18 protein-coding genes are annotated in these 23,270 nt (G+C 63.4%); 5 read left to right on the top strand and 13 right to left on the bottom strand.

Annotation, left to right across the window (positions count from 1 at the left end):
* The first annotated feature begins 119 nt into the window (after window positions 1-119).
* Both PRZ01_RS06155 and PRZ01_RS06150 read left to right on the top strand, forming a co-directional pair.
* Window positions 120-431 carry a hypothetical protein gene (locus PRZ01_RS06155; RefSeq protein WP_273595886.1) on the top strand — a complete coding sequence of 104 codons (312 nt, stop codon included), beginning with the start codon at window positions 120-122 and terminating at the stop codon, window positions 429-431.
* Window positions 432-551: 120 nt separating this feature from the next.
* Complete coding sequence (locus PRZ01_RS06150; protein ID WP_273595885.1) at window positions 552-1,052, top strand: hypothetical protein; 501 nt, start codon at window positions 552-554, stop codon at window positions 1,050-1,052.
* A 28-nt stretch (window positions 1,053-1,080) separates the two neighbouring features.
* Here PRZ01_RS06150 and uvrA read toward each other — a convergent pair whose 3' ends face one another.
* The gene (gene uvrA, locus PRZ01_RS06145; protein WP_273595884.1) at window positions 1,081-6,765 is read right to left on the bottom strand and encodes an excinuclease ABC subunit UvrA; all 5,685 of its coding nucleotides are present in this window, start codon (window positions 6,763-6,765) and stop codon (window positions 1,081-1,083) included.
* Window positions 6,766-7,101: 336 nt separating this feature from the next.
* Here uvrA and PRZ01_RS06140 point away from each other — a divergent pair, with 336 nt between their 5' ends.
* Window positions 7,102-7,662 (top strand): response regulator, encoded by a 561-nt coding sequence (locus tag PRZ01_RS06140; protein WP_273595883.1) that lies wholly within the window; start codon window positions 7,102-7,104, stop codon window positions 7,660-7,662.
* A gap of 38 nt (window positions 7,663-7,700) precedes the next feature.
* On the opposite strand, the gene PRZ01_RS06135 is transcribed toward PRZ01_RS06140, so the two are convergent.
* The 8 genes from PRZ01_RS06135 to PRZ01_RS06100 form a co-directional block, all read right to left on the bottom strand.
* Window positions 7,701-8,546, bottom strand: a complete 846-nt coding sequence (locus tag PRZ01_RS06135; protein WP_273595882.1) for an alpha/beta fold hydrolase — start codon at window positions 8,544-8,546, stop codon at window positions 7,701-7,703.
* A gap of 109 nt (window positions 8,547-8,655) precedes the next feature.
* On the bottom strand, window positions 8,656-10,758 hold the full coding sequence (locus tag PRZ01_RS06130) for a 3-hydroxybutyrate oligomer hydrolase family protein (RefSeq protein WP_273595881.1): 2,103 nt from the start codon (window positions 10,756-10,758) through the stop codon (window positions 8,656-8,658).
* A gap of 12 nt (window positions 10,759-10,770) precedes the next feature.
* The gene (locus tag PRZ01_RS06125; protein WP_273595880.1) at window positions 10,771-11,853 is read right to left on the bottom strand and encodes a branched-chain amino acid ABC transporter permease; all 1,083 of its coding nucleotides are present in this window, start codon (window positions 11,851-11,853) and stop codon (window positions 10,771-10,773) included.
* A gap of 16 nt (window positions 11,854-11,869) precedes the next feature.
* Window positions 11,870-12,916, bottom strand: a complete 1,047-nt coding sequence (locus PRZ01_RS06120) for a branched-chain amino acid ABC transporter permease (RefSeq protein WP_273595879.1) — start codon at window positions 12,914-12,916, stop codon at window positions 11,870-11,872.
* 20 nt (window positions 12,917-12,936) lie between these two features.
* Complete coding sequence (locus PRZ01_RS06115; protein ID WP_273595878.1) at window positions 12,937-13,692, bottom strand: ABC transporter ATP-binding protein; 756 nt, start codon at window positions 13,690-13,692, stop codon at window positions 12,937-12,939.
* On the bottom strand, window positions 13,689-14,456 hold the full coding sequence (locus PRZ01_RS06110; protein WP_273595877.1) for an ABC transporter ATP-binding protein: 768 nt from the start codon (window positions 14,454-14,456) through the stop codon (window positions 13,689-13,691). The genes PRZ01_RS06115 and PRZ01_RS06110 overlap by 4 nt, the downstream gene beginning before the upstream one ends.
* 130 nt (window positions 14,457-14,586) lie before the next feature.
* Window positions 14,587-15,750 (bottom strand): substrate-binding domain-containing protein, encoded by a 1,164-nt coding sequence (locus PRZ01_RS06105; protein ID WP_273595920.1) that lies wholly within the window; start codon window positions 15,748-15,750, stop codon window positions 14,587-14,589.
* 276 nt (window positions 15,751-16,026) lie between these two features.
* Entirely contained in the window at window positions 16,027-17,505 is a 1,479-nt protein-coding gene (locus PRZ01_RS06100) for a sigma-54 interaction domain-containing protein (protein WP_273595876.1), read from the bottom strand.
* 150 nt (window positions 17,506-17,655) lie between these two features.
* Here PRZ01_RS06100 and PRZ01_RS06095 point away from each other — a divergent pair, with 150 nt between their 5' ends.
* Both PRZ01_RS06095 and PRZ01_RS06090 read left to right on the top strand, forming a co-directional pair.
* The gene (locus PRZ01_RS06095; protein ID WP_273595875.1) at window positions 17,656-19,206 is read left to right on the top strand and encodes a malonate--CoA ligase; all 1,551 of its coding nucleotides are present in this window, start codon (window positions 17,656-17,658) and stop codon (window positions 19,204-19,206) included.
* Window positions 19,203-19,439 (top strand): cysteine-rich CWC family protein, encoded by a 237-nt coding sequence (locus tag PRZ01_RS06090; protein WP_273595874.1) that lies wholly within the window; start codon window positions 19,203-19,205, stop codon window positions 19,437-19,439. The genes PRZ01_RS06095 and PRZ01_RS06090 overlap by 4 nt, the downstream gene beginning before the upstream one ends.
* Here PRZ01_RS06090 and PRZ01_RS06085 read toward each other — a convergent pair.
* The 4 genes from PRZ01_RS06085 to PRZ01_RS06070 all read right to left on the bottom strand — a co-directional run bounded on the left by PRZ01_RS06085 (window position 19,413) and on the right by PRZ01_RS06070 (window position 23,253).
* Window positions 19,413-20,069 (bottom strand): 2-hydroxychromene-2-carboxylate isomerase, encoded by a 657-nt coding sequence (locus tag PRZ01_RS06085; protein WP_273595873.1) that lies wholly within the window; start codon window positions 20,067-20,069, stop codon window positions 19,413-19,415. The genes PRZ01_RS06090 and PRZ01_RS06085 overlap by 27 nt on opposite strands.
* Window positions 20,070-20,178: 109 nt before the next feature.
* On the bottom strand, window positions 20,179-21,309 hold the full coding sequence (locus tag PRZ01_RS06080; RefSeq protein WP_273595872.1) for an acyl-CoA dehydrogenase family protein: 1,131 nt from the start codon (window positions 21,307-21,309) through the stop codon (window positions 20,179-20,181).
* 97 nt (window positions 21,310-21,406) lie between these two features.
* Window positions 21,407-22,075, bottom strand: a complete 669-nt coding sequence (locus PRZ01_RS06075) for an SDR family oxidoreductase (protein ID WP_273595871.1) — start codon at window positions 22,073-22,075, stop codon at window positions 21,407-21,409.
* Window positions 22,075-23,253, bottom strand: a complete 1,179-nt coding sequence (locus tag PRZ01_RS06070; RefSeq protein WP_273595870.1) for an acetyl-CoA C-acyltransferase — start codon at window positions 23,251-23,253, stop codon at window positions 22,075-22,077. Before PRZ01_RS06070 ends, PRZ01_RS06075 begins: the two co-directional genes overlap by 1 nt.
* Between the last annotated feature and the right edge of the window lie 17 nt (window positions 23,254-23,270).

Genomic DNA, 23,270 nt, shown 5'->3' with positions numbered 1-23,270 from the left:
TCTGCCATCTCCTGCGTGTAAGTCGCTCATCACCCCGGGTGCGGGGAGCCGAGATTCTAAAAACCGAAGCCGGGCCCGGCCATTGGTCATGCCCCCTTGGCGGATAAACTGAGGCCCTCATGTCCACCTCCCCACTTTTTGACGTTGGCAGCCTCTTCGCTGTCCTTGGCTTGCTGGTCTGCACGGGCTTGGCGCTGCGCATGGCCGTCGGGCCCAAGCGGCGGCGGCAATGGGACCAAAGTTTTCACAAGGCGGTTGACGCTGCGCGCACACGGGCGCGCAAGCTAGCAAATTGGCAACAAGACCGGCGACACCAAAAGGCTGCTGCAGCCGAAGCGGCCGAAACCATCCGCCGCGCCAAACGGAAAAGCGAGGGGCAATGGGACGGCAATGTGTACCGCCCCAAGCAGTTTCAGGATAAAGAGGACTGACGGGACATTACCCCGGCAAGCGGCAATCGTGACGACTTGTAAGGCGGGTCATCGCACCGAGGTGTTGGCCCGTTATGACCCTATCGCGACGATCAAACCGTCACCTTTCTGGAGCACAAAATGAAGATTTCTCGCAAACTTGCCCTGCTGGGGCTGACGCTGATGCTCAGCGGCACTGCGGCCATGGCGACGGATGTCGGCGTTTCGGTGACCATTGGCCAGCCGGGTTTTTATGGCCGCATCGACCTGGGTAGTCCGCCCCCTGCGGCAATGATTTACGCCCAGCCCGTTGTGATTCAACAGATGCCCGGGCCGGTTTATTCCCCGCTGTACTTGCGCGTGCCTCCCGGCCATGAAAAGCACTGGAACAAGCATTGCCGCGAATACCAGGCCTGCAACCGGCCGGTGTACTTCGTGCGCGATGACTGGTACCAGCGCACCTACGTGGAACGGCGCGACGACCGGGATCACCGCGAATACAGGGAAGACCGCCGGGAAGACCGCCACGATGATCGCCGGGACGATCGCCGCGGGGACCGCCGTGACGACGACCGCCATCACGATGAAGGCCGCGGGAACGGCAATGGCCACGGTCGTGGCCATGACCGCAACCGGGACTGATCCGGCGGGCTGAACCAGTCCGCCGGAATCAGCCGGCTGGTGCAGCCACCCGGCTCAGCACCGGCTTCAAGGCCTGACCCGTGTGGCTGCCCGCAGCCACGATGTCTTCCGGCGTGCCCTGCACCTCGACGGCACCACCGGCCGTACCGCCATCAGGGCCGAGGTCGATCACCCAATCGGCTTCGGCAATCACATCCAGATCGTGCTCGATCACCACCACCGAGTGCCCACCCGCCACCAAGCGATGCAGCACGCGGATCAGGCGCTCGACATCAGCCATGTGCAGGCCCACCGTCGGCTCGTCCAGCACATACAGCGTGTGCGGCGCCTTTTGCCCGCGTCGGCCCACTTCGTCGCGCACCTTCACCAACTCGCTCACCAGCTTGATACGCTGCGCCTCACCGCCCGACAAGGTGGGTGAAGGCTGGCCCAGGGTCAGATAGCCCAGGCCCACATCCTTGAGCAACTGCAGCGGATGGTGGATGGCCGGCATGGCGGCGAAAAACTCCACCGCCTCGTCCACCTCCATGGCCAGCACGTCGCCAATGCTCTTGCCGCGCCAGCTCACACCCAAGGTCTCGGGGTTGAAGCGCTGGCCATGGCATTGGTCGCACAGCACTTTCACGTCTGGCAGAAAGCTCATCGCAATCGTGCGCATGCCCTGGCCTTCACAGCCCGGGCAACGGCCTGCCCCCGTGTTGAAGCTGAAGCGCGCCGGCGCGTAGCCACGGGCCTTGGACTCCAGGGTTTCCGCAAACAGTTTGCGGATCGCATCCCAGAAACCGATGTAGGTGGCCGGGCAGGAGCGTGGGGTCTTGCCGATAGGGGTTTGGTCAACCTCCAGCACCCGGTCCACCTGTTCATGCCCTTCAATCCCCACGCATCCCAACCACTGGGCGGGCGCCTTGCGCAGGGGCACCGCCTGCGCCATATTGGCCAACAGCACGTCGCGCGCCAAGGTGCTCTTGCCGCTGCCCGACACACCAGTGACGGCCACCAGGCGGTACAACGGCACGTCCACCGTAACTTGCCGCAGATTGTGCAAACTGGCTTCCAGCACGCGCAGCCGTGGCGCATCGGCCAACATCTCGCGCCGCCCCTGCAAAGGGTGGATCAGCGGATGAGCCAGGAAACGGCCCGTCACAGAATCTGCCTGCAGGGCCAAGTCAGCGGCCGTACCCTGCGCCACCACACGCCCCCCGCGTTTGCCGGCGCCGGGGCCGATGTCGATGATGTGGTCCGCACGGCGAATGGTATCTTCGTCATGCTCAACAACCACCAAGGTATTGCCCTTGTCGCTCAAGGTCGACAAGGCTTTGAGCAGGATCTGGTTGTCTCGCGGGTGCAGGCCGATGGTGGGCTCGTCCAGGATGTAGCAAACCCCTTGCAAATTACTCCCTAACTGGGCGGCCAAGCGGATGCGCTGCGCCTCGCCGCCTGACAAGGTGGGCGCCGCCCGGTCCAGCGTCAGGTAGCCCAGGCCAACCTCCTCCAAAAATTCCAGCCGGCTGCGGATCTCACTCACCACGTCCCGTGCGATATCGGCGTCACGCCCGGCCAGCACCAGTCCTTGCACCCATTGCCGGGCCTCGCCCACGCTCCAGCCTGCCACGCTGTGGATGGCTTGGCCCTCAAACGTGACGGCGCGAGCCGACGGATTCAGGCGTGCGCCATGGCAATCGGGGCAGGCCTGGTCCACCAAACCCTCGATCTCAACCTCCTCGCCGGCAAAGCTCTGCTCGCGGCCCTTATTGTCTTTGTCGGGCTGCGAGTCATCCAGCGCCTTGCGTTGCTCGCGGGTCAAGGCCAGCCCGGTGCCGACGCAACTCGTGCACCAGCCATGCTTGGAGTTGTAGGAGAACATGCGCGGGTCCAGCTCGCCATAGCTGGTGCCACAGGTGGGGCAGGCGCGCTTGGTTGAAAACACCTTCACTTGGCCCAGGCCCGCCGTGCTCTGCCCGGCGGCCTGCAAAGCCTTCAGCCCATCAAGGGGCGACAGCAGGTGCAGCACGCCCTTGCCCAGGTCCAGCGCCTTGGCCAGCATGTCACGCAGCGCCTGCTCACGCTCAAGGGTAACGACCAGATCACCCACTGGCAGCTCCAGGGTGTGCTCCTTGAAGCGGTCCAGGCGCGGCCATGGGCTGGTCGGAACAAACTCGCCGTCCACCCGCAAATGCGTGTAGCCACGGGTCTTGGCCCATTTGGCCAAGTCGGTGTAGAGACCCTTGCGGTTGATCACCAGAGGCGCCAACAGGCCGATGTGCTGGCCCCTGAAACCGCCCTGCGCCGGCTCGCGCAGCAACTGCGCCGCGATGGACTCGACACTCTGCGGCCGCACCGGCGTGCCGTCATGCATGCAATGCTGGATGCCCAGCTTCACGTAAAGCAGGCGCAAAAAGTGCCACACCTCGGTGGTGGTGGCTACCGTACTCTTGCGCCCGCCCCGGCTGAGCCGCTGCTCGATGGCCACGGTGGGCGGAATGCCCCACACCGCATCCACCTCCGGCCGCCCCGCCGGCTGCACGATGGAGCGCGCATAGGCGTTGAGCGACTCCAGATAACGCCGCTGCCCTTCGTTGAAGAGAATGTCAAAGGCCAGCGTCGATTTGCCCGAACCCGACACCCCGGTGATCACATTGAAGCGGCCGCGCGGGATGTCCACGTCCACGCCCTTCAAATTGTGCTCACGCGCGTTGACAATGCGAATGTTCTCGTCCACCTGGCGCCGTGCGCGCAGGACGGATTGCAAGGGCCGGCCCTCAGCCACCTTCAATGCCGGCCGGTCCATGTGCAAAGAGTACTCACGCAGGGCCTGCGCGGTGTGCGAGCTGGCGTGCTCCTTGACTTGCTCAGGCGTGCCCTGGCAGACCAGTTCACCGCCTTGCTCGCCGCCCTCGGGGCCCAGGTCGATCAACCAGTCTGCAGCCCGGATGACATCCAGGTTGTGTTCAATGACGATCAGCGAATGCCCGACCGACAGCAGTTTGCGCAAGGCCCGCATCAGCTTGGCGATGTCGTCAAAATGCAAACCCGTGGTGGGTTCGTCGAACAAGAACAGCGTGCCCTTTTTGGCCAGCGCCTGGCGCGGCTTGCTGGCTGCCTCCGCTAAAAATCCCGCCAGCTTCAGGCGTTGCGCCTCACCGCCTGAAAGTGTCGGCACCGGCTGGCCCAGCTTCACGTACTCCAGGCCCACATCCACGATGGGCTGGAGCTTGGCGATGACCTCACGGCGGTCGGCAAACACCGCCACCGCCTCGCTGACAGTTAGCTCCAGCACATCGGCCACGCTCAGTTCGCGGCCATGCAGGGCCAGCTTGACGTCCAGCATTTCGGCCCGAAAGCGCCGCCCGTCGCAGTCCGGGCAGCGCAGGTACACGTCGGACAAAAATTGCATCTCCACGTGCTCGAAGCCTGAGCCGCCACAGGTGGGGCAACGCCCATCGCCCGCGTTAAAGCTGAACATGCCGGCGGTGTAGCTGCGCTCGGTAGACAAGGGCGCGGCGGCGAACAGCTTGCGAATTTCGTCAAAAGCGCCGACATAGCTGGCCGGGTTGGAGCGCGCCGTCTTGCCGATGGGAGACTGGTCCACAAACACCGCGTCGGCCAGCCAATCAGCGCCTAACAGGCGATCGTGCAGGCCCGGCGTCTCGCTGGCCTGCCCGAACTGGCGGGCCAGCGCGGGGTACAGAACGTCCTGCATCAGCGTGCTCTTGCCCGAGCCTGAAACCCCCGTCACCACCACCATGCGATGCAGCGGGAACTCGACGGTCACGTTGCGCAGATTGTGTTCACGCACACCCTCCAGAATCAGCTTGGGCGTGCTGGCGTCCACCGGGCGCTTCAGGCCCATGCCCACGTGCTTGCGCGCGCCCAGGTAGGCACCGGTGAGCGTGTCGGCGGCGCGAATGGCTTCGGGGGTGCCGTCAAACACAATCTGGCCGCCGCGCTCGCCGGGGCCCGGGCCCATGTCGATCAAGCGATCAGCCGCCAGCATCACCGCCGGGTCGTGCTCCACCACCACCAGCGTATTGCCGGCATCCCGCAAGCGATGCATGGCCTGCACGATGCGATTCATGTCACGCGGGTGCAGGCCGATGCTGGGCTCGTCCAGCACAAACAAGGTGTTGACCAAGGAGGTACCCAGGGCCGTGGTCAGGTTGATGCGCTGAACCTCGCCACCACTCAAGGTGCGGCTCTGGCGGTCCAAGGTCAAGTAGCCGATGCCCACGTCGCACAGGTATTTCAGGCGTTTGCGGATTTCATCCAGCAGCAGCTTGAGCGCATCGTCCAGCAGGCTGCTGGGCAACTGCAAAGCATCAACAAAGTCGCGCAGGCGGTGCAGTGGCAGTTGCATCAAGTCGTGCAAGGACAAGCCCGGCAGCGCCTGCAATTGCGCACGCGTCCAATCCACGCCCACCGGCATGAAGCGCTGCGCCTCGGGCAAGGTGGCATCAGCCAGGTCTTTGCTGCCAAGGCGCCACAGCAGGGCTTCGGTCTTCAAACGAGCGCCGCCACAATCACCGCATGGGGTGTAACTGCGGTATTTGGACAAGAGCACGCGGATGTGCATCTTGTAGGCCTTGCTTTCGAGATATTCAAAAAAGCGTTTGATGCCGTACCACTGCTTGTTCCAGTTGCCCGTCCAGTTGGGTGAACCATCGATCACCCAATCGCGCTGCGCCTGGGAGAGCTGGTTCCAGGCAGTGTCACGCGGTATACCCGCATCACCGGCATAACGCAGTAAGTCCTCGTAACTGTCTTTCCATGCGGGGGTGCTCAGGGTTTTGACGGCGCCGTTGCGCAGCGTCTTGCGTTCGTCCGGAATCACCAGGCCCAAATCAACGCCAATGACGCGGCCAAAACCCCGGCAGGTTTCACACGCCCCCATGGCAGAGTTGAAGGAGAACAGCGGCGGCTGCGGGTCCTGGTAGCGCAGATCGCTCTCCGGGCAGTGCAGCCCGGTGGAATAGCGCCACAACTCAGGCTCCGGCCCCTCTTCGGCCGGCAGCACGTAGACGTTGAAGCGGCCACCACCGCGTTTCAAACTCAGCTCAATGGCCTCCATGGCACGTTGCTTGTCGGTGCCCTGAATCCGGAAACGGTCAGCCACCACATCCAACAGCTTGTGCGGTCCCGTCGGCGTGGCCACCTCGCGCTGCGCTTGCACCCGGGTGAAGCCGCTGGCCGACAGCCACTGCTCGACCTGCTCCGCCGAGGTGTTGCCCGGCAGCTCCACCGGAAAGGTCAGCACCAGGCGCGGGTCACCCGCCGCCAGGCTGCGCGACATCAGTTCGGCATAAATGCTTTGCGCCGTGTCATGGCGCACCGGCTGCGCGGTCTTGCGGTCGAACAAGGCCGCCGCACGCGCATAAAGCAGCTTGAGATGGTCGTTCAACTCGGTCATCGTGCCCACGGTGGAGCGCGAGGTACGGACCGGGTTGGTCTGATCGATGGCGATGGCTGGCGGCACGCCGTCTACCTTGTCCACGGCAGGCCGGTCCATGCGGTCCAGAAACTGACGCGCGTAAGCCGAAAAAGTTTCGACATAACGCCGCTGCCCTTCTGCATACAAGGTGTCAAACACCAAGCTGGACTTGCCCGAGCCGCTGGGGCCGGTCACCACGGTCAACTCTCCCGTGCGCAGATCCAGGTCGAGGTTCTTGAGATTGTGCTGACGAGCGCCGCGAATGCGGATGAGACCTTCTTCTGACATGGGTGCTGCCTGTGCGCTGAGACCCGGCATTCTAGAAGTTAGAAGGCCGGCTTGACCTGCGGTCAATGAGGGTTAGGGGGGTCATCATCCACGCTTTTTGTTACCTCTTGACGCCGCCCCGGACTTGCGCCACCGCCGCCATCGGAGAAAATCCAGCGGACAAGGCGGCGTCATTTCCGCCCGCTCACAAAAAGGTAATTGTTCACAAAACAGGGTGAGGCGATTGCCGGATAGACTCGCCCGCTCCGGGGTTCTGGTGTGTTCAAAGGCGAAAGCGATCAGGCAGCCCACCGATGTGGGCTGTCCAGATAAGAGCGAAGAGCGGGAGTTTCCGACATGACGATGCAAGAGGCCGTTGCCACCAGATGCCCGGCAACCCTGAACAGCAGCCCGCCAACGCCCGGCCCAGCTCCCCATGCGGGTGCCCAGGACCTGCTCCGCACCTTGCTGCGCGCGACCACTGACACCCGGCAACAAGCCGACTTGATGACTGAAGCCCAAGAAAAGACGCGGACAATTCCTCGCATCCTGCTTGTCGAAGACAACCCGATCAATCAAGTGGTTGCCATGGAGTTTCTATCCCTCATGGGTGTGGAGACTTGCCTGGCCGCCAATGGCGTCGAAGCCCTTGCGGCCTGCGCCGCAGAGGCGCCGGACTTGGTTTTGATGGACATCCAAATGCCCGGGATGGACGGGCTGGAATGCGCACGCCGCCTGCGTGCGCTGCAAGCGGCGGGCACGCTGGGCCAGTTTCCGATCCTGGCCCTCACCGCGCATGCGCTGGACAGCGACATCAAAGCCAGCCTGGAAGCCGGCATGGACGAACACCTGACCAAGCCCCTGGATTTTCAAGCCCTGCGGCAACATCTGGCGCGCTGGGTCAAGCTGCCAAGCTGAGCGCCCTGAGTTCACGCCCGCTGGAGCAAACCGCCAACTCAATCGCCATCGGCATTCAAAAAGTCGGCCACCGCCTGCCATTGCGCTGGCACGTTCAAGGCGGGTGCATGCCCGCAATCCGGGATGGTGACAACCTCCGCGCGCGGGCCGCGTAGCCGCATGGCCTGCGCAGTTTCGGGCAGCAGCAGGTCAGAGCTTTCGCCCCGCAGGCACAACACCGGCAGACGCAAGCTGTCCCAGGCCTCCCACAGGTCGTAGTCCTGCGGATGCACGATGAATTGCCGCACCATCGCGGGGTCGTAATGCGGTGTCACCCGGCCATCCGGCAAGCGGCGCACTGAACTTTCGGTCAACCGCCGCCACTGCGCATCGGTCAAGTACCCATAGGGCTGATACACCCCACGGAAGTAACGCTCCAGTTCACTGACTGTGTCAAATGCCGCCGGGTTGCCGGCATAGCTGCGAATGCGCTCAATCGCAGCGTCCGCCAGCTGCGGGCCGTTGTCATTCAAGACCAGGCGCCGAATGCGCCCCCGCAAGGCGCCCGCCGCCGCCAACGTGCCGATAGCGCCCCCCATGGACGTGCCCACCCAATGAAAGCGCTGCAGGCCCAATTGATCAACCAAGGCCGTGGCCTGGCGCACATAAAACGCCAGGCAGTACTCCTCATCCGGCACGGGGCTCCACTGCGACAGGCCGCGGCCCGGCGTATCCGGGCAGATCACGCGGTAGCGCCCCGCCAGGTGGGCGGCCAGATCGTCCATATCTCGGCAGGTGCGCGCCAGGCCGTGCCAGGCGATCACGCATTCCGAGTGCTCGCTGCCCCACTCGGTGTAATGCACTTCCCGCCCCAAGCAGGTCAGGTAATGGGAGCTGTGGCTCATGGGTCGTTTCGCTCCGTCGGTCGGTCAGTCAATCATGTTATCGCCGCACCTTTCGATACGAAGTGGCGATGCAGCAAAGCGGGCGGTGGTACGCCCGCTTTGCCCGGGCTCAGTCCGGCACGCTCAGTGTGGTTCCGCTCATGGTGATCAGATCACCCGCGGCAGGCGCGGCGGCAATGGCCGGCACGTTCAAGGCACCCAGGGCCGGCGCGGCACCCGCCGTGCCCCCGCGTGGCAGTGTGCGTACCACTTGGCTGGGTGGCAGGGCCTTACCGCTGCGCAGCTTGTCATACACGGCATCCAGCGCCCGGTTCAGATAGATGTGCAGCGGGATGTAGCGCGAGTCATAGCCCGGCAAAAAAGCGTTGTCGATGAAGGTGTCGAAGTGCTGCGCATTGGTGACTTCGATATAGCTCAGATTGCTGGCCGCACCCTCAACCTTTTTGTTCAAGGCGGTATAGGGCCGAGAGGTGTGGTTGACCGGCAGCAAGGCGTCGTTGCGCCCGTGCACGATCACCGCTGGGCGCCCATGCAGATTGCCATTGCGATAGGTCTCAGCAATGCCAGCTTGCACCGCCAGCGAGGTGGTGTCTGTGCCTGTCAGCAATTTGCGCAGGCACTCGGCACCATCGGCATTGATGTCGGTCGTGCCGCTGCTGGGCGAGGTGGAGAACACATTGCGCACCGGTACGCCGACGCTGTTTTCATTGATCACGTTCACCCCGGCGGAAGGCGGCACCCCATTGCCCTTGGCAAACATATCGGCCAGCGCTGCCGGTGCGATGGCGGCGGGCAGGCCAACCGCCGTGGTGGCCGCAAAGCCATAGCCGCAGAGCTTGTCCTTGACGCTGGCCCGGGCGTAGGCGTTAGCGTAGGTGACTGAAACAGCCTCCGGCACCTCGTAGTCACCCAGGGAGGCGTGCAATACGTCCGACTCAGCCTCCCAGCCGCTGTCGTGCAGCTTTTGCAGTGCGGCATTGGCTTGGTCGAGCGTGGTCGCGCCGCTGATGATGCCCTTGTTGGCCAGGCTCTGGCAGCGCTTGGCCTTGTAGCTGGCATAAAAGGCCACCGCACCCGGTGAACCCGCCGCCGCCGTGGCGAGCGAGGCACAGTTTTGCAGCAGATTGGCCTGTGTGATGTAGTCGTACAAAGGCTTGCCAAAGCTCAGCGGCGTGCTGCCGCCGCGCTGCACGGTAACGCCCAAATTCGGCGGCAAGGCGACCGCAGGTTCAGAGACCGCCACGCCGTCGATCAGGCCCGCCGTGTCCAACTCAGCCGCAGCGACGGCAGCCCCGCCGCCGTTCGAGAGGCTGGAGGCAATCACCACCGTGTTGGCTGGCGTGATCGTCATCCATTTGCGGCCGTCACCCATATCTTGCCCATAGCGTTCGTTGAGCACATAAAAGGCCAACTGCACGGCTTGCAGGGTGAACAGGCCCCAATCTTTTTCAGGGTTACGTTGCGAATGCGCATGCTTGAAGGCCAGCCGGTTCGGCGTGGTCGCGTTGAAGCTGGAAAGCTCCGCTGCGCTCAGCTTGGCCCGGAAGGATGCCGCCGTGCCCGCCGCCGCGGCAGTGCTGCGCGTGCCGTCCAGCACCGCAACCGTGTCGGTCGCCAGATCGTGGCCGGCGGAGTGCGTGCCCTTGTCGGTGTAGGCCACCGCACAGCCCTTCTTCAAGCCCCACTCACCTGTTGAAATGGCCCCGTAGATACTGCGCGAGCCGGAGGACGCCGCCGTGATGATGCAGGGCAGGCTCGGGTTGAACGTGCTGGGCACCTGCACCATCAGTGTGACGTTGCGCTGCCCCGTCCCGTCGTCGCTGTAGGCCACGGTCTCGGTGCCGGCCACCATGCCTTCACCGCTGCCGACCGTGCCGTCGGAAGTCACATTGGGGCCGAACAAACTGCCATAGCCGCCGTTGGGCGCTACATCCACGATGGCCCGGTAGTTGGTGTAGATGGCCGCGCGGCGCAACTCCGCCGCCGTGGGATTGAGCGGGTCAGCATAGGCCGCCAGCGAGGCGCTGGCCAAGCCACTCTTGCCCAGGCCGGCCGTCAGCAAGTCGTCGCTGACACCGTCGTAGCTGCTGGTCTTGAGCCCCACGACAAAGTCTGGCTTGGTGTTGACCACCAGCGGATCTTTCACCCCATCGCCGCCGCAAGCGCACAGCCCCGCAACCGCCGTCACCGTCATCCATCGCATCGTATTCATCAGAGAAATCTCCTAGTCATGCTTCGAGGAAGATATGGCAACGCCAGCGCGCAAACGCCCGACGATGCCACTGGGAAAGTGATAGACCGCCAAGACAAACAGCACACCCAGCCACAGCAACCAGCGTTCGGGCGCCACCAGTTGCGACAGCAGCGGCACGCCCTCCAAGGCGCTGGCGCCGAGCTTCATCAGGTCTTGCAAATAGTTTTGGGCCAGCACAAACAGCACGCTGCCCAGCACCGCGCCGTAGATCGTGCCCATGCCGCCGATCACCAAGATGAGCAGCACGTCCAGCATGATCTCGAAGGAGAGCGAAGTGTCTGGCCCGTTGTAGCGCAGCCAGAGCGCCAGCAAGGCACCCGCCAACGTGGCGAACAAAGCCGCCAGCACATTCGACAGGCTGCGGTAGACCACGCTGCGATAGCCGATGGCTTCGGCCCGAAAGTCGTTTTCGCGAATCGCCTGCAGCACCCGGCCAAAGGGCGAATTGACGATGCGCAGCATCAACAGCACCAAGCCCAGCGCGGCAAAAAACAGCAGGTAATAGCAGACAAAGCGGCCGTCGATGGTGGCGCCCAACAGCGGCTCTTCGAGGTACTCGGTGGCCGGCTGCAAGGCCTCGGGCAGTTTGAAGCTCAGCCCGTCCTCCCCACCCGTGAAGGCCGACAACTGCGAGGCCAAAGTTAAAAAGGCCGAGGCCACCGCCAGCGTGATCATGGCAAAAAAGATCGCCTTGACCCGCAGGCTGAACAAGCCAATCAACAGCGACAAGACCAATGAAGCCGCCAGCGCCGCCCCCAGGCCGACCAGCACCGCCGCCCAGCCCGGCTCCATCAGGGTGCTGGCAATGGCAATGCCGTAGGCGCCGATGCCGAAGAACATGGTGTGCGCAAAACTGACGATGCCGGTGTAGCCCAGCACCAGGTCGTAGCTGGCCACCAGCACAATGAAGACCAGAATCTTGGCCGCCACATTCAAGGCCCGAGTGGAGGGGAAGATGAAGGGCGTGAGCGCCAGGCCCAGCACGCACAGCATCAATAACGCCGCAAGCCAACGGCTGCGCGGCAGGTCATGGGAGAGCAGTGACTTGATCATGGTGAAGGCGGCGTCCTCAGCGGTTCGTCACGGGGTACAAGCCCTGAGGGCGCCACAGCAGCACCGCCACCATCAGCCCGATATTGGAGAACAGCGCCAGCTTGGGCATCAAAAAGCCGGTGTAATTCGCCATCAGGCCCACCGCCAGGGCGCCCACAAAGCAGCCCAAGGTGGAGCCCAGGCCGCCGATGATGATGACGATGAAGATCAGCGTATTCACCTGCGCGCCGATCTGCGGCGTGACGCTCTGCTGGTACATGCCCCACATCACGCCGCCCAAGCCGGCCAGCGCAGAGCCGCCGACGAACACCCCGATGAACAGGCTGCGGATGCGGTAACCGAGGCTTTCCACCATTTCGCGGTCTTGCACACCGGCGCGAATCAACAAGCCAAGCTTGGTGCGATTCAACAGCAGCAAGAGCAGCAGAAACACCAGCAAGCCGGTCAGCACCGCCAGAACACGAAACTTCTCCACAGCCACCTCGCCCTGGGCGCCGAACAGCAAGGCCCCGCGCAATGCCTCGGGCATGGGCAGCGGAATCATCTGGGCGCCCCACACCAGCTTGATCAACTCCTCACCAATGATCATGCCGCCCATGGTGATGAGAATCTGCTTGAGGTGCATGCCGTAGACCGGGCGCACCAGCACGCGCTCAAACGCCAGGCCCACCGCGCCCGCCACGCCCATGCCCACGACGCAGGCCACCCCCACGGCAAACAGATTGCTCAGCAAGTTGGGGCTCAAGGTGTAGCCACTCATCGCGCCCAGCACCGTGGTGGCCATGTACGCCCCCAGTGCAATGAACACGCCATGCCCGAAATTCAACACATCCATCAGCCCGAACACCAGGGTCAGGCCAGAGGCGATGACGAAGACGATCAGCCCCATGGCCAGGCCGGCCACAGTGAGCGTCGCCCAGGTGCCGGCGCTGCCGATCAAGGGCCAAGCCAGCAGCGCCAGCGCCGCCAGCCCCAGCAAGGGAATGGCGTCGAAGCGGGTTTTGGGGATGGCCGAGGACGCCGGTTCAAGCGAGGCGCTGCTCACGGGGGTGGAAGTGTTCATGGCTTCAGTCGCTGCCTTGTTCATTGATGGGCCGCCAAAGACAAACCCAGCAGGCGTTGCTGCAGCGCCTCGTCGGCCACCAGTTCGGCCATGGCACCGGCATGCACCACGCGGCCATCGTCCATCACGGCCACGTGGTCGCCCAGCGCCTTGGCCACCATGAAGTTCTGCTCAACCAGCAACACAGTGGTGCGAGTGGCTTTGAGCGCTTGCAAGGCGGTGATCATGCTGCGGATCATGGCCGGCGCGAGGCCCTTGCTTGGCTCGTCGATCAGCAGCAAGCGGCGCGGCTCGATCATGGCGCGGGCGATGGCCAGCATCTGCTTTTGCCCGCCGCTGAGCTTGCCTGCTGGGTAAAGCCAGAATTTTTTCAAGGCGGGAAATAGACCGAACAGCCATTCCAGGCGCTGCGCGTCCAGCGCCTTCAAATGGCGTGCGCGGCGGGCCGCAAGCAGCAGGTTTTCAGCCACCGTGAGGTCGGCGAAGATGCCCATGTTCTCGGGCACATAGGCAATGTCGCGCTGCGCGATTTCAGGCGTGCTGACCTTCTCAATCGACTGACCGTTAAACAGCAGCTGGCCCTGGCTGGCTCGCCACAAACCCATGATGGTGCGCAAGGTCGTGGTCTTGCCCGCGCCGTTGCGGCCCAGCAGCATGGTCACCTGCCCTTCAGGTACTTGCAGGTCCACGCCATGCAAGATGTGATACGCCCCAATGTGGGTGTGCACGCCGCGCAGGCTGAGCAAAGGCGTCGGAAGTTGGGAGGGTGCGCTCATGCGGCCACCTGCACGTCTTGTTCGACCGCGAGACCCAGATACGCTTGCTGCACCACGGGCGAGGCGATCACGGCGGCGGGCTCGCCGTCGGCGACCAACTGGCCGTTGTGCAGCACGATGATGCGGTCAGCAAGCTCGCGCACCACGTCCATTTTGTGCTCGACCAACAAGATGGTGTGCTGCCCCTCGGCCTTCAAGGCGCGAATCAAATCCAGAATCACCGGCACCTCGTCCACGCTCATGCCAGCGGTTGGCTCGTCAAATAAATAGACCAGAGGTTTCAGGGCCATCAACATCGCCACTTCAAGCTTGCGCTGATCGCCGTGCGGCAAACTGGCTGCGGGCGCAGCCGCCTTGTCGCCCAGGTGGACGCGCTCGACGATGGCCATTGCCTCGTCCAGCAGATCGCGGTGATGCAGCCAAACCGACAACATGCGCAGACCCCGCCCGGCGCGCGCCTGCACGGCCAGCCGCACGTTCTCAAGCACGCTGAGATTCGGGAATAGCTGGGTCAGCTGAAACGCCCTGCCCAAACCCGCCCGGGTGCGCAGCGGCGCTGGCAGGCGGCTCAAGTCGCGCCCATCCAGCAAGACCTGACCCTCGGTGGCGCGCAGCTGGCCGGAGATGAGGTTGAAATAGGTGGTCTTGCCGGCACCATTGGGGCCAACGATGGCCGTCAACGTGCCGGGCTTAAAGGAGCAAGACACATGGTCCACCGCGACGTGTCCGCCGAATTTGATCGTCAGGTTTCTGGTTTCAAGCATGCGTGCACACCCGCGACTGGCCTGCGGTCGCGACAAAGTGATTCTTCGAGGTTTTGCGGTGTATCGCGTTCGCGCTTGCGCCGTTTAGCGCTTGCGCGATTCGGGCGCCTGACCCGCGCCCGTGCGAGCCCTAACGCTTGTTGCGGATGGGCACATTCATCTCTTCGGGCTTGATCTCGCGCACCAACTCAGGCACGCCCCAGGCGAAGGCCGGGTCCACCTTGATCTTGAAGTGGTACATCGACTGCATCGCCTGATGGTCTTCAGGGCGGAAGGTCATCTTGCCCTTGGGCGTTTCAAACGACAGGCCTTCCATCGTCTTGATGAGCTTGTTGGTATGGGTGTCGCCGCCGGTCTTCTTCAAGGCCTCGACCACCGCGATGGCCGCGCTCATGCCGCCAGCGGTGAAAAAGTCAGGCGGGGTCTTGAACTGCTTGTAGTGGTTGGCCACCAGCCATTCATTGACCGGATTCTTAGGCATGCCGAAGTAGTAGTAACTTGCACCCTCCATGCCCGGGAACTGCTTGTAGGCGGCCATGGCGGGAAGGATGTTGCCGCCGGTCGCGATCTCGATGCCATAACGCTTCAAGTCCATGTCAGCGATCTTGAAGGGATTGCCGGCGCCGGCCCAGATCACGAAGATGATCTTGCGGCCCGGCTGGTCCTTGAGTTTGTCGATCAGGCGCTGGGCGCCCGCCGTGAAATCGGTGGTGGTCGTGGGCAGATACTCTTCATGCACGATCCTGGCCTTCTTGATCGCATCCCTGAAGGCCTTGACCCCGTCGCGGCCAAAGGCGTAGTCCTGCGCCAGGGTGGCAATGCTCACGCCGGCCTTGTCCAGTGCCACCGCATTGGCGATGGCGTCTTGCGACGAATTACGGCCGGTGCGAAAGATGTATTTGTTCCACTTGTCGCCAGTGATGGAGTCAGCCACGGCGGGCTCCACCAGCAAGATCTTCTTGTACTCCTCGGCCACCGGCAGCAGCGCCAGCGCCACGCCTGAGGAAGACGGCCCTACCGCCAGGTCCACCTTATCGTCGCCATAGGCCGTGGCCAGCAGGCTCTTGCCCACATCGGGCTTGCCCTGGTCGTCTTTCTCGATCACCACGAGCTTCTTGCCTGCCACGGTCATGGTGCCACCGGTGGCGTAGTCCAGCCCCATCATGAAACCGGTCTGCGTCTGCCTGCCATAGGCCTCCAGCGGCCCGGTCTTGCTGTACACATGGGCGATGCGGATTTCACCCCCATTTTGGGCCTGCACAGAAACAGCGGTCGAACCCAGGGCCAGGCCCATAACGGCGCAAAGCAGCGTGACACGTCGACGAGCAAGAGTCATTCGGAGTCTCCTTTTTTGTGGCGGGGCGCACGCCCTCTGCGCGTATTCTCAGCAAACGGTGTGCCAAAAAGGTGCACCTCGGTACAAACACCGAGAGTCCGCGGCAGATCAAGGGCATTTGCCTCACCATGAAGGCGCGGCGAGGGACTTCAAGAAAGCGCAGCGCACCAGCACTGTCTACATTTTTGACATCAAGCCGCAACTTATGTCTGAAGTTCAGACATCGCCTGAAATTCAGACACTCAAATCCGGCCAACGCGCCAATCGCTCGTACAGAGACGCCCGAGAAATCTGCAGCAGGCGCGCTGCCGCCATGCGATTGCCTTCGGTCGCCTTCAGCGCGTGGGCGATGGCCTCGCGTTCGACGCGTTCAATGGTCTCTGGCAGGGGCCGCGGCTGTTTGCTTTCGGCGGCGCTGTCTTCACGGGGCGGCATCGGCGCCCAACTGGACTCACTCGCCCGCATGCCAGCAAAGCTGCGCGCGGTCAGCACCGCCTCTTCACTCATCAAACTGGCTTGCTCCAACACATTGCGCAATTCGCGGATATTGCCCGACCACAGCTGGGCGGCCAGCCACTCCAGGCCGTCGGTGCTCAGCGGTTTGTGCGGCAGATTGGAGCGGCGGGCGATGTCTTCTTGAAGCGATTCGACCAAGGCCTCCATGTCTAGCACGCGCTCACGCAGCGGGGGCACCCGAATGGGCAAGACGTTCAAGCGGTAGTAGAGGTCAGCGCGAAATTCACCCTGGCTCACCATCGCCGCCAGGTCGCGGCTGGTGGCGGCCACCACCCGCACGTCCACCGCCAACACTTGGTTGCTACCCAGCGGCTCGAACTCCTGCTCCTGCAGCACTCGCAGCAGCTTGGACTGCAGGGCCAGGGGCATGTCACCGATCTCGTCCAGAAACAAAGTGCCTCCATCGGCAATCTTGAACTTGCCGTCGCGGCCCTTGCGATCCGCCCCGGTGTAGGCGCCGGGCGCCACGCCAAAGAATTCAGCCTCCAGCAAGGTCTCGGGCACGGCAGCGATATTGATGCTGACAAGCGGTTTGTCGGCGCGCTGAGAGGCGGCGTGGATGGCATGCGCCAGCAGTTCCTTGCCCGTACCCGTCTCACCCAGCAACAGCACCGTGGACTGGGTCTGCGCCGCACGCCGCGCCTGGCGCTTGACCTCCAAAGCCGCCGGGCTGGACCCGATGAAGCTGGCAATCGTGTGCTTGGAGCGGCGGCTGCGTGCCTGTGCCGCCGCCAGTTGCCGCCGTGCTTCAGTCAGCTCCTGCTGCAGCGCCGAGAGCTTCTGCATCAAGGGCTGCAAGGTGGTTTCCGGGTGATCCAATAAGACCATGCCCAGGGCCCCAATCACTTCACCCGTCTCATTGCGCAAGGGCAGGCGGCTGACCAGAAAACTGCCCGCCTTGTTGGTAAGCAAGTCGATCAGCACGGGCTGCCCAGTGTCGATCACCTGCGCCATCAAGGTATTGGGCACCACGTCTTCGACAAGGCGCCCCACGAACTCCCGCTCATCCCCAAATCCCAAAGCGGGCAAAAACCGCTTGTAGCCCTCGCTGATCCAGACAATGCGGTGCTCCCGGTCCAGCACCATCAAGCCGGCGGCACTGGACTCCAGCGCTTGAAACATGGCATGCGCAGCCAAGCGCAGCAAAGACTGCGGATCATGCGGCAATGGCTGTTGAAGCAGTTGAGACACTGGCACGCGTGATGGCTCCGGCGAGGGCTGAATGGGTCGGGGTGAGTCTGGCAATGTAGCAGCGCCATGCTGCGGATAAGTACCCGGGCTAACGCCCAGTGACATGTGTTGCCGCTTCGTTGCCCAACCCATCCTGGCTTTGGCGACAATGCAGCCATGAGCAATGCCAATCTCTTCACCACGCTGCGTGCCGCTTTCCCCACCGATCTGGACGCCATCGCCATTGAGTGTGCTGATCAGCACGGACCCGACGGGCTTGCGCTCAGCTACAGCTGGCGTGACCTAGAGCGGGGCACGGCCATGCTGGCCAATCTGTTCGTGTCGCTGGAGCTGCCTGCAGGCAGCCGCATCGCCGCCCATACCGACAAGAGTGTGGAAGCGCTGATGCTCTACCTCGCTGTACTGCGGGCCGGCTATGTTTACCTGCCGCTCAACAATGCCTACCAGGCAGCAGAGCTGGATTACTTCATCAAGAATGCGGAACCGGCCTTGTTGGTGTGTGCGGGCAAGAACTTCGGCTGGGTGTCCAAACTGGCATTTCAAGCGGGCACGGCCTATGTCTTCACGCTCAACGACGACCGCAGCGGCACCCTGCTCGACCGTGCCGCCACCCTGAGCGACCAGCACGAGCCGGCCCACAAGGAGCCGAACGAGTTGGCCGCCATCCTCTACACCAGCGGCACCACGGGGCGCAGCAAGGGCGCCATGCTCAGCCATGGCAATTTGCGCAGCAACGCGCTCACCCTGAAGGATTTGTGGGACTGGAAGCCGGGTGACGTGCTCATTCACGCGCTGCCCATCTTCCATGTGCACGGCCTGTTCGTGGCCTCGCACGGCGCCTTGCTGAACGGCTCGAAGATGATCTGGTTCGCCCGCTTCGACCCACACGCCGTGATTGCCCGCTTTGCCGTAGCCAGCGTCTTCATGGGCGTGCCCACCTTGTATGTGCGCATGCTGGCCGAGGCCACACTGACGCCACAAGCCTGCGCCAATATGCGCTTGTTCATCAGCGGCTCGGCACCGCTGCTGCTGGATACCTTTGAAGACTGGCAAACGCGCAGCGGCCACACCATTCTGGAACGCTATGGCATGAGCGAAACCCTGATGCTCACCTCCAACCCCTGCCGCGGCCTGGACGGCGAGCGCATCGGCGGCACGGTGGGCCCTGCCCTGCCCGGCGTTGATGTGCGCGTGAGCAGGGACGATGGGGCGTCCTGCGCGACCGGCGAGATCGGCAACATTGAGGTGCGCGGCCCCAATGTCTTCAGCGGCTACTGGCGCATGCCTGAAAAAACACAGGAAGAATTCACCGCCGATGCCTGGTTCAAAACCGGCGATGTCGGACGCAAGGACGAAAACGGCTACTTCACCATCGTGGGCCGCGCCAAAGACCTGATCATCACCGGCGGCTACAACGTTTACCCCGCTGAAATTGAGGCTTACCTGAACGAAATGGACGGCGTTCTGGAGTCCGCCGTGGTGGGTGTGCCACACCCGGATTTTGGTGAAGCCGTGATTGCCAGCGTGGTGGCACGCCCCGGCGCCACGCTGGACGGCGACGCACTGATCGCCACGCTGAAGCGCCAGATCGCGGGCTTCAAGGTTCCCAAGCAGGTGTTCGTCGTGGCCGATCTGCCGCGCAATGCCATGGGCAAGGTGCAGAAGAACCTGCTCCGCCAACAGCACCAACAAGGCTTCAAATCATGACAAATGCCATCACGCCCCCGAAGCTGGATGACGTTTGCCCGCGCTGCGGCGGCGGCTTTCATTGCGGCGCGCGAGATGCACGCTGCGCCTGCTGCGACATGAAGCTCAGTGAAGCGCTGCTCAAGCAACTGAGCCAGCAATACGAGCGCTGCCTGTGCCTGCGCTGCCTGACCGAACTGCAGGCGGTTGAACAACGCTCAGAACGATCAAGCCAGCCCGCGAAACGGCCCTGAGCTCAGCCAGCGCTCCATCTGCGCCTGCCGGTCGTTGCCCCAGAAGGCTTCGCCGTCAATGATGAAGAAGGGCGCGCCGAAAACCCCAGCCGCCAGCGCGGCGTCATTGGCCGCTTTCAAGCGCGCCTTCCATTGCGGGTCTTGCCACGCGGCTTGCGCGGCCTCGCCGTCAATGCCGCATTGTTCAGCCAGCGCTTTCAGCTGCGCCGCGTCGTCCAGCGCCACGCCCCGCGCAAAGTAGGCGCGCAGGCCGGCACGCGCCCAAGCCGCAGCACGGGCCGGGTCTTGCGCCTGCAGCCAATAAAACACCCGCGCCGCGTTCTGCGTGGCAATGGGAAAGGCCTCGGGCTGCACATAGGGCAAGCCGGCGAAAAATGCGGAGCGCGCAAAGTCGCGCAACACGTAGTCGCGCTTGATGGGGTAGGCCACCGGCGGTTTGAGTTCCGCCGCTTGAAAGGTCACCCCCAGCAAGATGGCATGCCACTGCACCGTGCGCCCATGGCGCGCGGCCAAGGCCTCCACCCACTCGGAGGCGATGTAGGAATAGGGGGACGAGAAGTCGAAGTAAAACTGCAGCGGGCTGCGCGGTGCCGCTTGGCTGCTGCGTTCAGGGAAGGGAGGCTCGATCATGGTGATCGAACCATAGTTCAAAACGCGGCGCATCGCCCCCCGGGATTTCGTGGGCTTGGCAGACGGAGAAAGCCCGCTTCGTCCAATACGATGGCCCGCCGCAAACCCCTCAAGCCAGGGCGCGCCCGATCAGGATCTTCTGCACCTCCGAGGTGCCTTCGTAGATCTGGCAGACCCGCACATCGCGGTAGATGCGCTCCACCGGGAAATCGTTCAGATAGCCGTAGCCACCATGAACCTGAATCGCGTCGGAGCAAACACGCTCCGCCATTTCAGTGGCGAAGAGCTTGGCCATGGCCGCTTCTTTCAGGCAAGGTTTGCCCGCGTCTTTCAAGGATGCAGTGTGCCAAATCAATTGGCGCGCCGCTTCGATCTGCGTGGCCATGTCCGCCAGCTTGAACTGCACTGCCTGGTGGTTGAAGATGGGCTGGCCAAAGGTGACCCGGTCTTTGCTGTATTTCAGCGCGGCATCAAAGGCCGCACGCGCCATGCCCACCGCCTGCGAGGCGATGCCAATGCGGCCGCCCTCCAGGCCCGACAAGGCAATCTTCAGCCCCTGCCCTTCCTCACCCAGACGGTTGGCAGCTGGGATGCGGCAGTTTTCGAACAGGATTTGCGCGGTGTCACTGGCATGCTGACCCATTTTTTCTTCCACCCGGGCCACCACATAACCTGGCGTTGCCGTGGGTACGATGAAAGCGCTGATGCCTTTTTTGCCGGCGGCCTTGTCAGTGACGGCCATCACGATGGCCACATCGCCGTTTTTGCCGCTGGTGATGAATTGCTTGACGCCGTTCAAGACATAACTGTCCCCCTCACGAACCGCTGATGTCTTCAAACCACCGGCCTCAGAGCCCACATGCGGTTCGGTCAGGCAAAAGGCGCCCAGCATCTCGCCGCGCGCCAATGGCTTCAGAAACTGCTGCTTTTGCGCCTCGTTGGCGAAGGCCATCAAGATCGAGCACACCGGGCAGTTATTGACGCTCACCACCGTGGAGGTGGCACCGTCGCCCGCGCCGATTTCTTCCAGGATGATGGACAAGGCCAGATAGTCCAGCCCCGCACCGTCGTACTCGGCCGGCACCGCCACGCCGTAACAGCCCAGCTCGGCCAAACCCTTCAGTTCAGCGGCAGGAAAATGGTGGGTTTTGTCCCACTCGGCCGCCTTGGGGGCAATTTGTTCCTGCACAAACGCGCGCACCGCGTCTTGCACGGCACGGTGGTCTTCACTGAGCAGCATGGTGTTGAATCTCCGAAAAACTTCTTGAATGGCAGGGGCCGTCGAGTTCCGAGCCCAGCCTTTGGCACAGGACCATCAGGCATGGGCCGTCAACAGCTCACCAGGCCAAAGGCTGGCCGTCGTAATTGAAGAAGCCACCGCTGTCAGCGGGCTTCAGTCCAGCCAGCACTTGACGCATGCCGCTGACGCTGGTCGTCACGTCGATGTCAGCACCCGCCCCGCCCATCTCGGTCTGCACCCAACCGGGGTGGAGGCTGATGCAGCTGGCGCGATCTTGCAACACAAAGGAGGCATCTTTCATCACCGAGTTCACCGCCGCCTTGGAGGCCCGGTACAACCAGCCCGCCGGGCTCTCGCGCAAGCCGATGGAGCCCATGCGGGAGGACAGGATGCCGATCTTTGCGCCGGGCGCCAACGCGTCGCCGAGTTGCGGCAAGACCCGCATGGGGCCCAGCACGTTGGCATGCATGACGGCGTCGAAATCCGCCGCACTGGGCGTTTGGAACGCGCTGCTGCGCGGGCCATAGACGCCGGCGACGATCAGCACCACGTCAAAGGCATAACCATCAATCTGCCAGGCCAGGCCGGCAGCACTGGCAGTGTCCGTGACGTCCAGCTTCAGCGCATTGGCCCCCTCGGCCCGCAAGCGGGCCAGGCCCTCTTCACTGCGGGCCGTGGCCACCACCTGGGCGCCGGCGGCGCGGTACTGGCGCACGAACTCAAAGCCGATGCCGCGCGAAGCGCCGATGACCAGGACTTGCGTCATCAGATCAGTTCCACGCCCATCGCTGTGGCTTCGCCACCGCCGATGCACAAGGACGCCACACCGCGCTTGAGGCCACGGTGCTTGAGGGCGCCCAGCAACGTGACAATGATGCGCGCGCCCGAGGCGCCGATCGGGTGACCCAGCGCCACGGCACCGCCGTTGACGTTGACAATGTCGTGCGGCAGCTTGAACTCGGCCATGGCTGCCATGGTGACGGCGGCAAAGGCTTCGTTGACTTCCCACAGGTCCACGCTCTTGGCGTCCCAGCCATTCTTGGCCAACAGCTTTTGGATAGCACCGACCGGGGCGGTGGTGAACCACTCCGGCGCGTTGGCGTGCACGGCGGTACCCACGATGCGGGCCACGGGCGTCAAGCCCATCTTGGCAGCGGTGCTTTCGCGCATCAGCACCAACGCAGCGGCGCCGTCGGAGATGGAAGACGAGGTAGCGGCAGTGATGGTGCCGTCTTTCACGAAGGCGGGCTTGAGGCCGGCGATCTTGTCAAGCTTGGCCTTGAAGGGCTGCTCGTCTTTGGCGAACACGGTGTCACCGGCGCGGCCGGCGATGGTCACCGGCGCCATTTCCCAGGCGAAGCTGCCGTCTTCATTGGCACGCTTGGCACGCTCGGTGGAGGCGATGGCGAAGGCGTCTTGCGCTTCACGGGTGAAGGCGTACTTGCTCACGCATTGCTCGGCAAACACACCCATGGCCTTGCCGCGCTGGTAGGCGTCTTCCAGGCCGTCCAGGGCCATGTGATCGTACATCTGCGCGGCGCCGTACTTGATGCCTTTGCGAGCGAACATCAGGTGCGGGGCGTTGGTCATGCTTTCCATGCCGCCGGAGATCAGGATGTCGGCGCTGCCGGCCTTCAGGGTGTCATGGGCGAACATGGTGGCGCGCATGCCGGCCCCGCACATCTTGGACAAGGTGACGGCGCCCACCGATTGCGGCAGCCCCGCCTTCAGCACGGCTTGGCGCGCAGGCGCCTGTCCCTGGCCGGCCATCAGGCAGTTGCCGATGAAGGCTTCATCAATGGCATCGGCCGGAACGCCTGAGCGCTCGACTGCGGCCTTGATCGCCACAGCGGCCAGCTCCCAAGCTTGCAAAGAGGAGAAATCGCCCAGCAAGCCCCCGATGGGGGTACGGGCGGCAGAGACGATGACAATGGAATCAGACATTTGAAATCTCCTTCAGA

This window comes from Roseateles koreensis (assembly GCF_028595305.1).
In the GTDB taxonomy this organism is placed as follows: domain Bacteria; phylum Pseudomonadota; class Gammaproteobacteria; order Burkholderiales; family Burkholderiaceae_C; genus Paucibacter_A; species Paucibacter_A koreensis.
The sequence above is the reverse complement of the archived record's forward strand: the minus strand, read 5'-3'. Positions and strand labels throughout refer to the sequence as shown.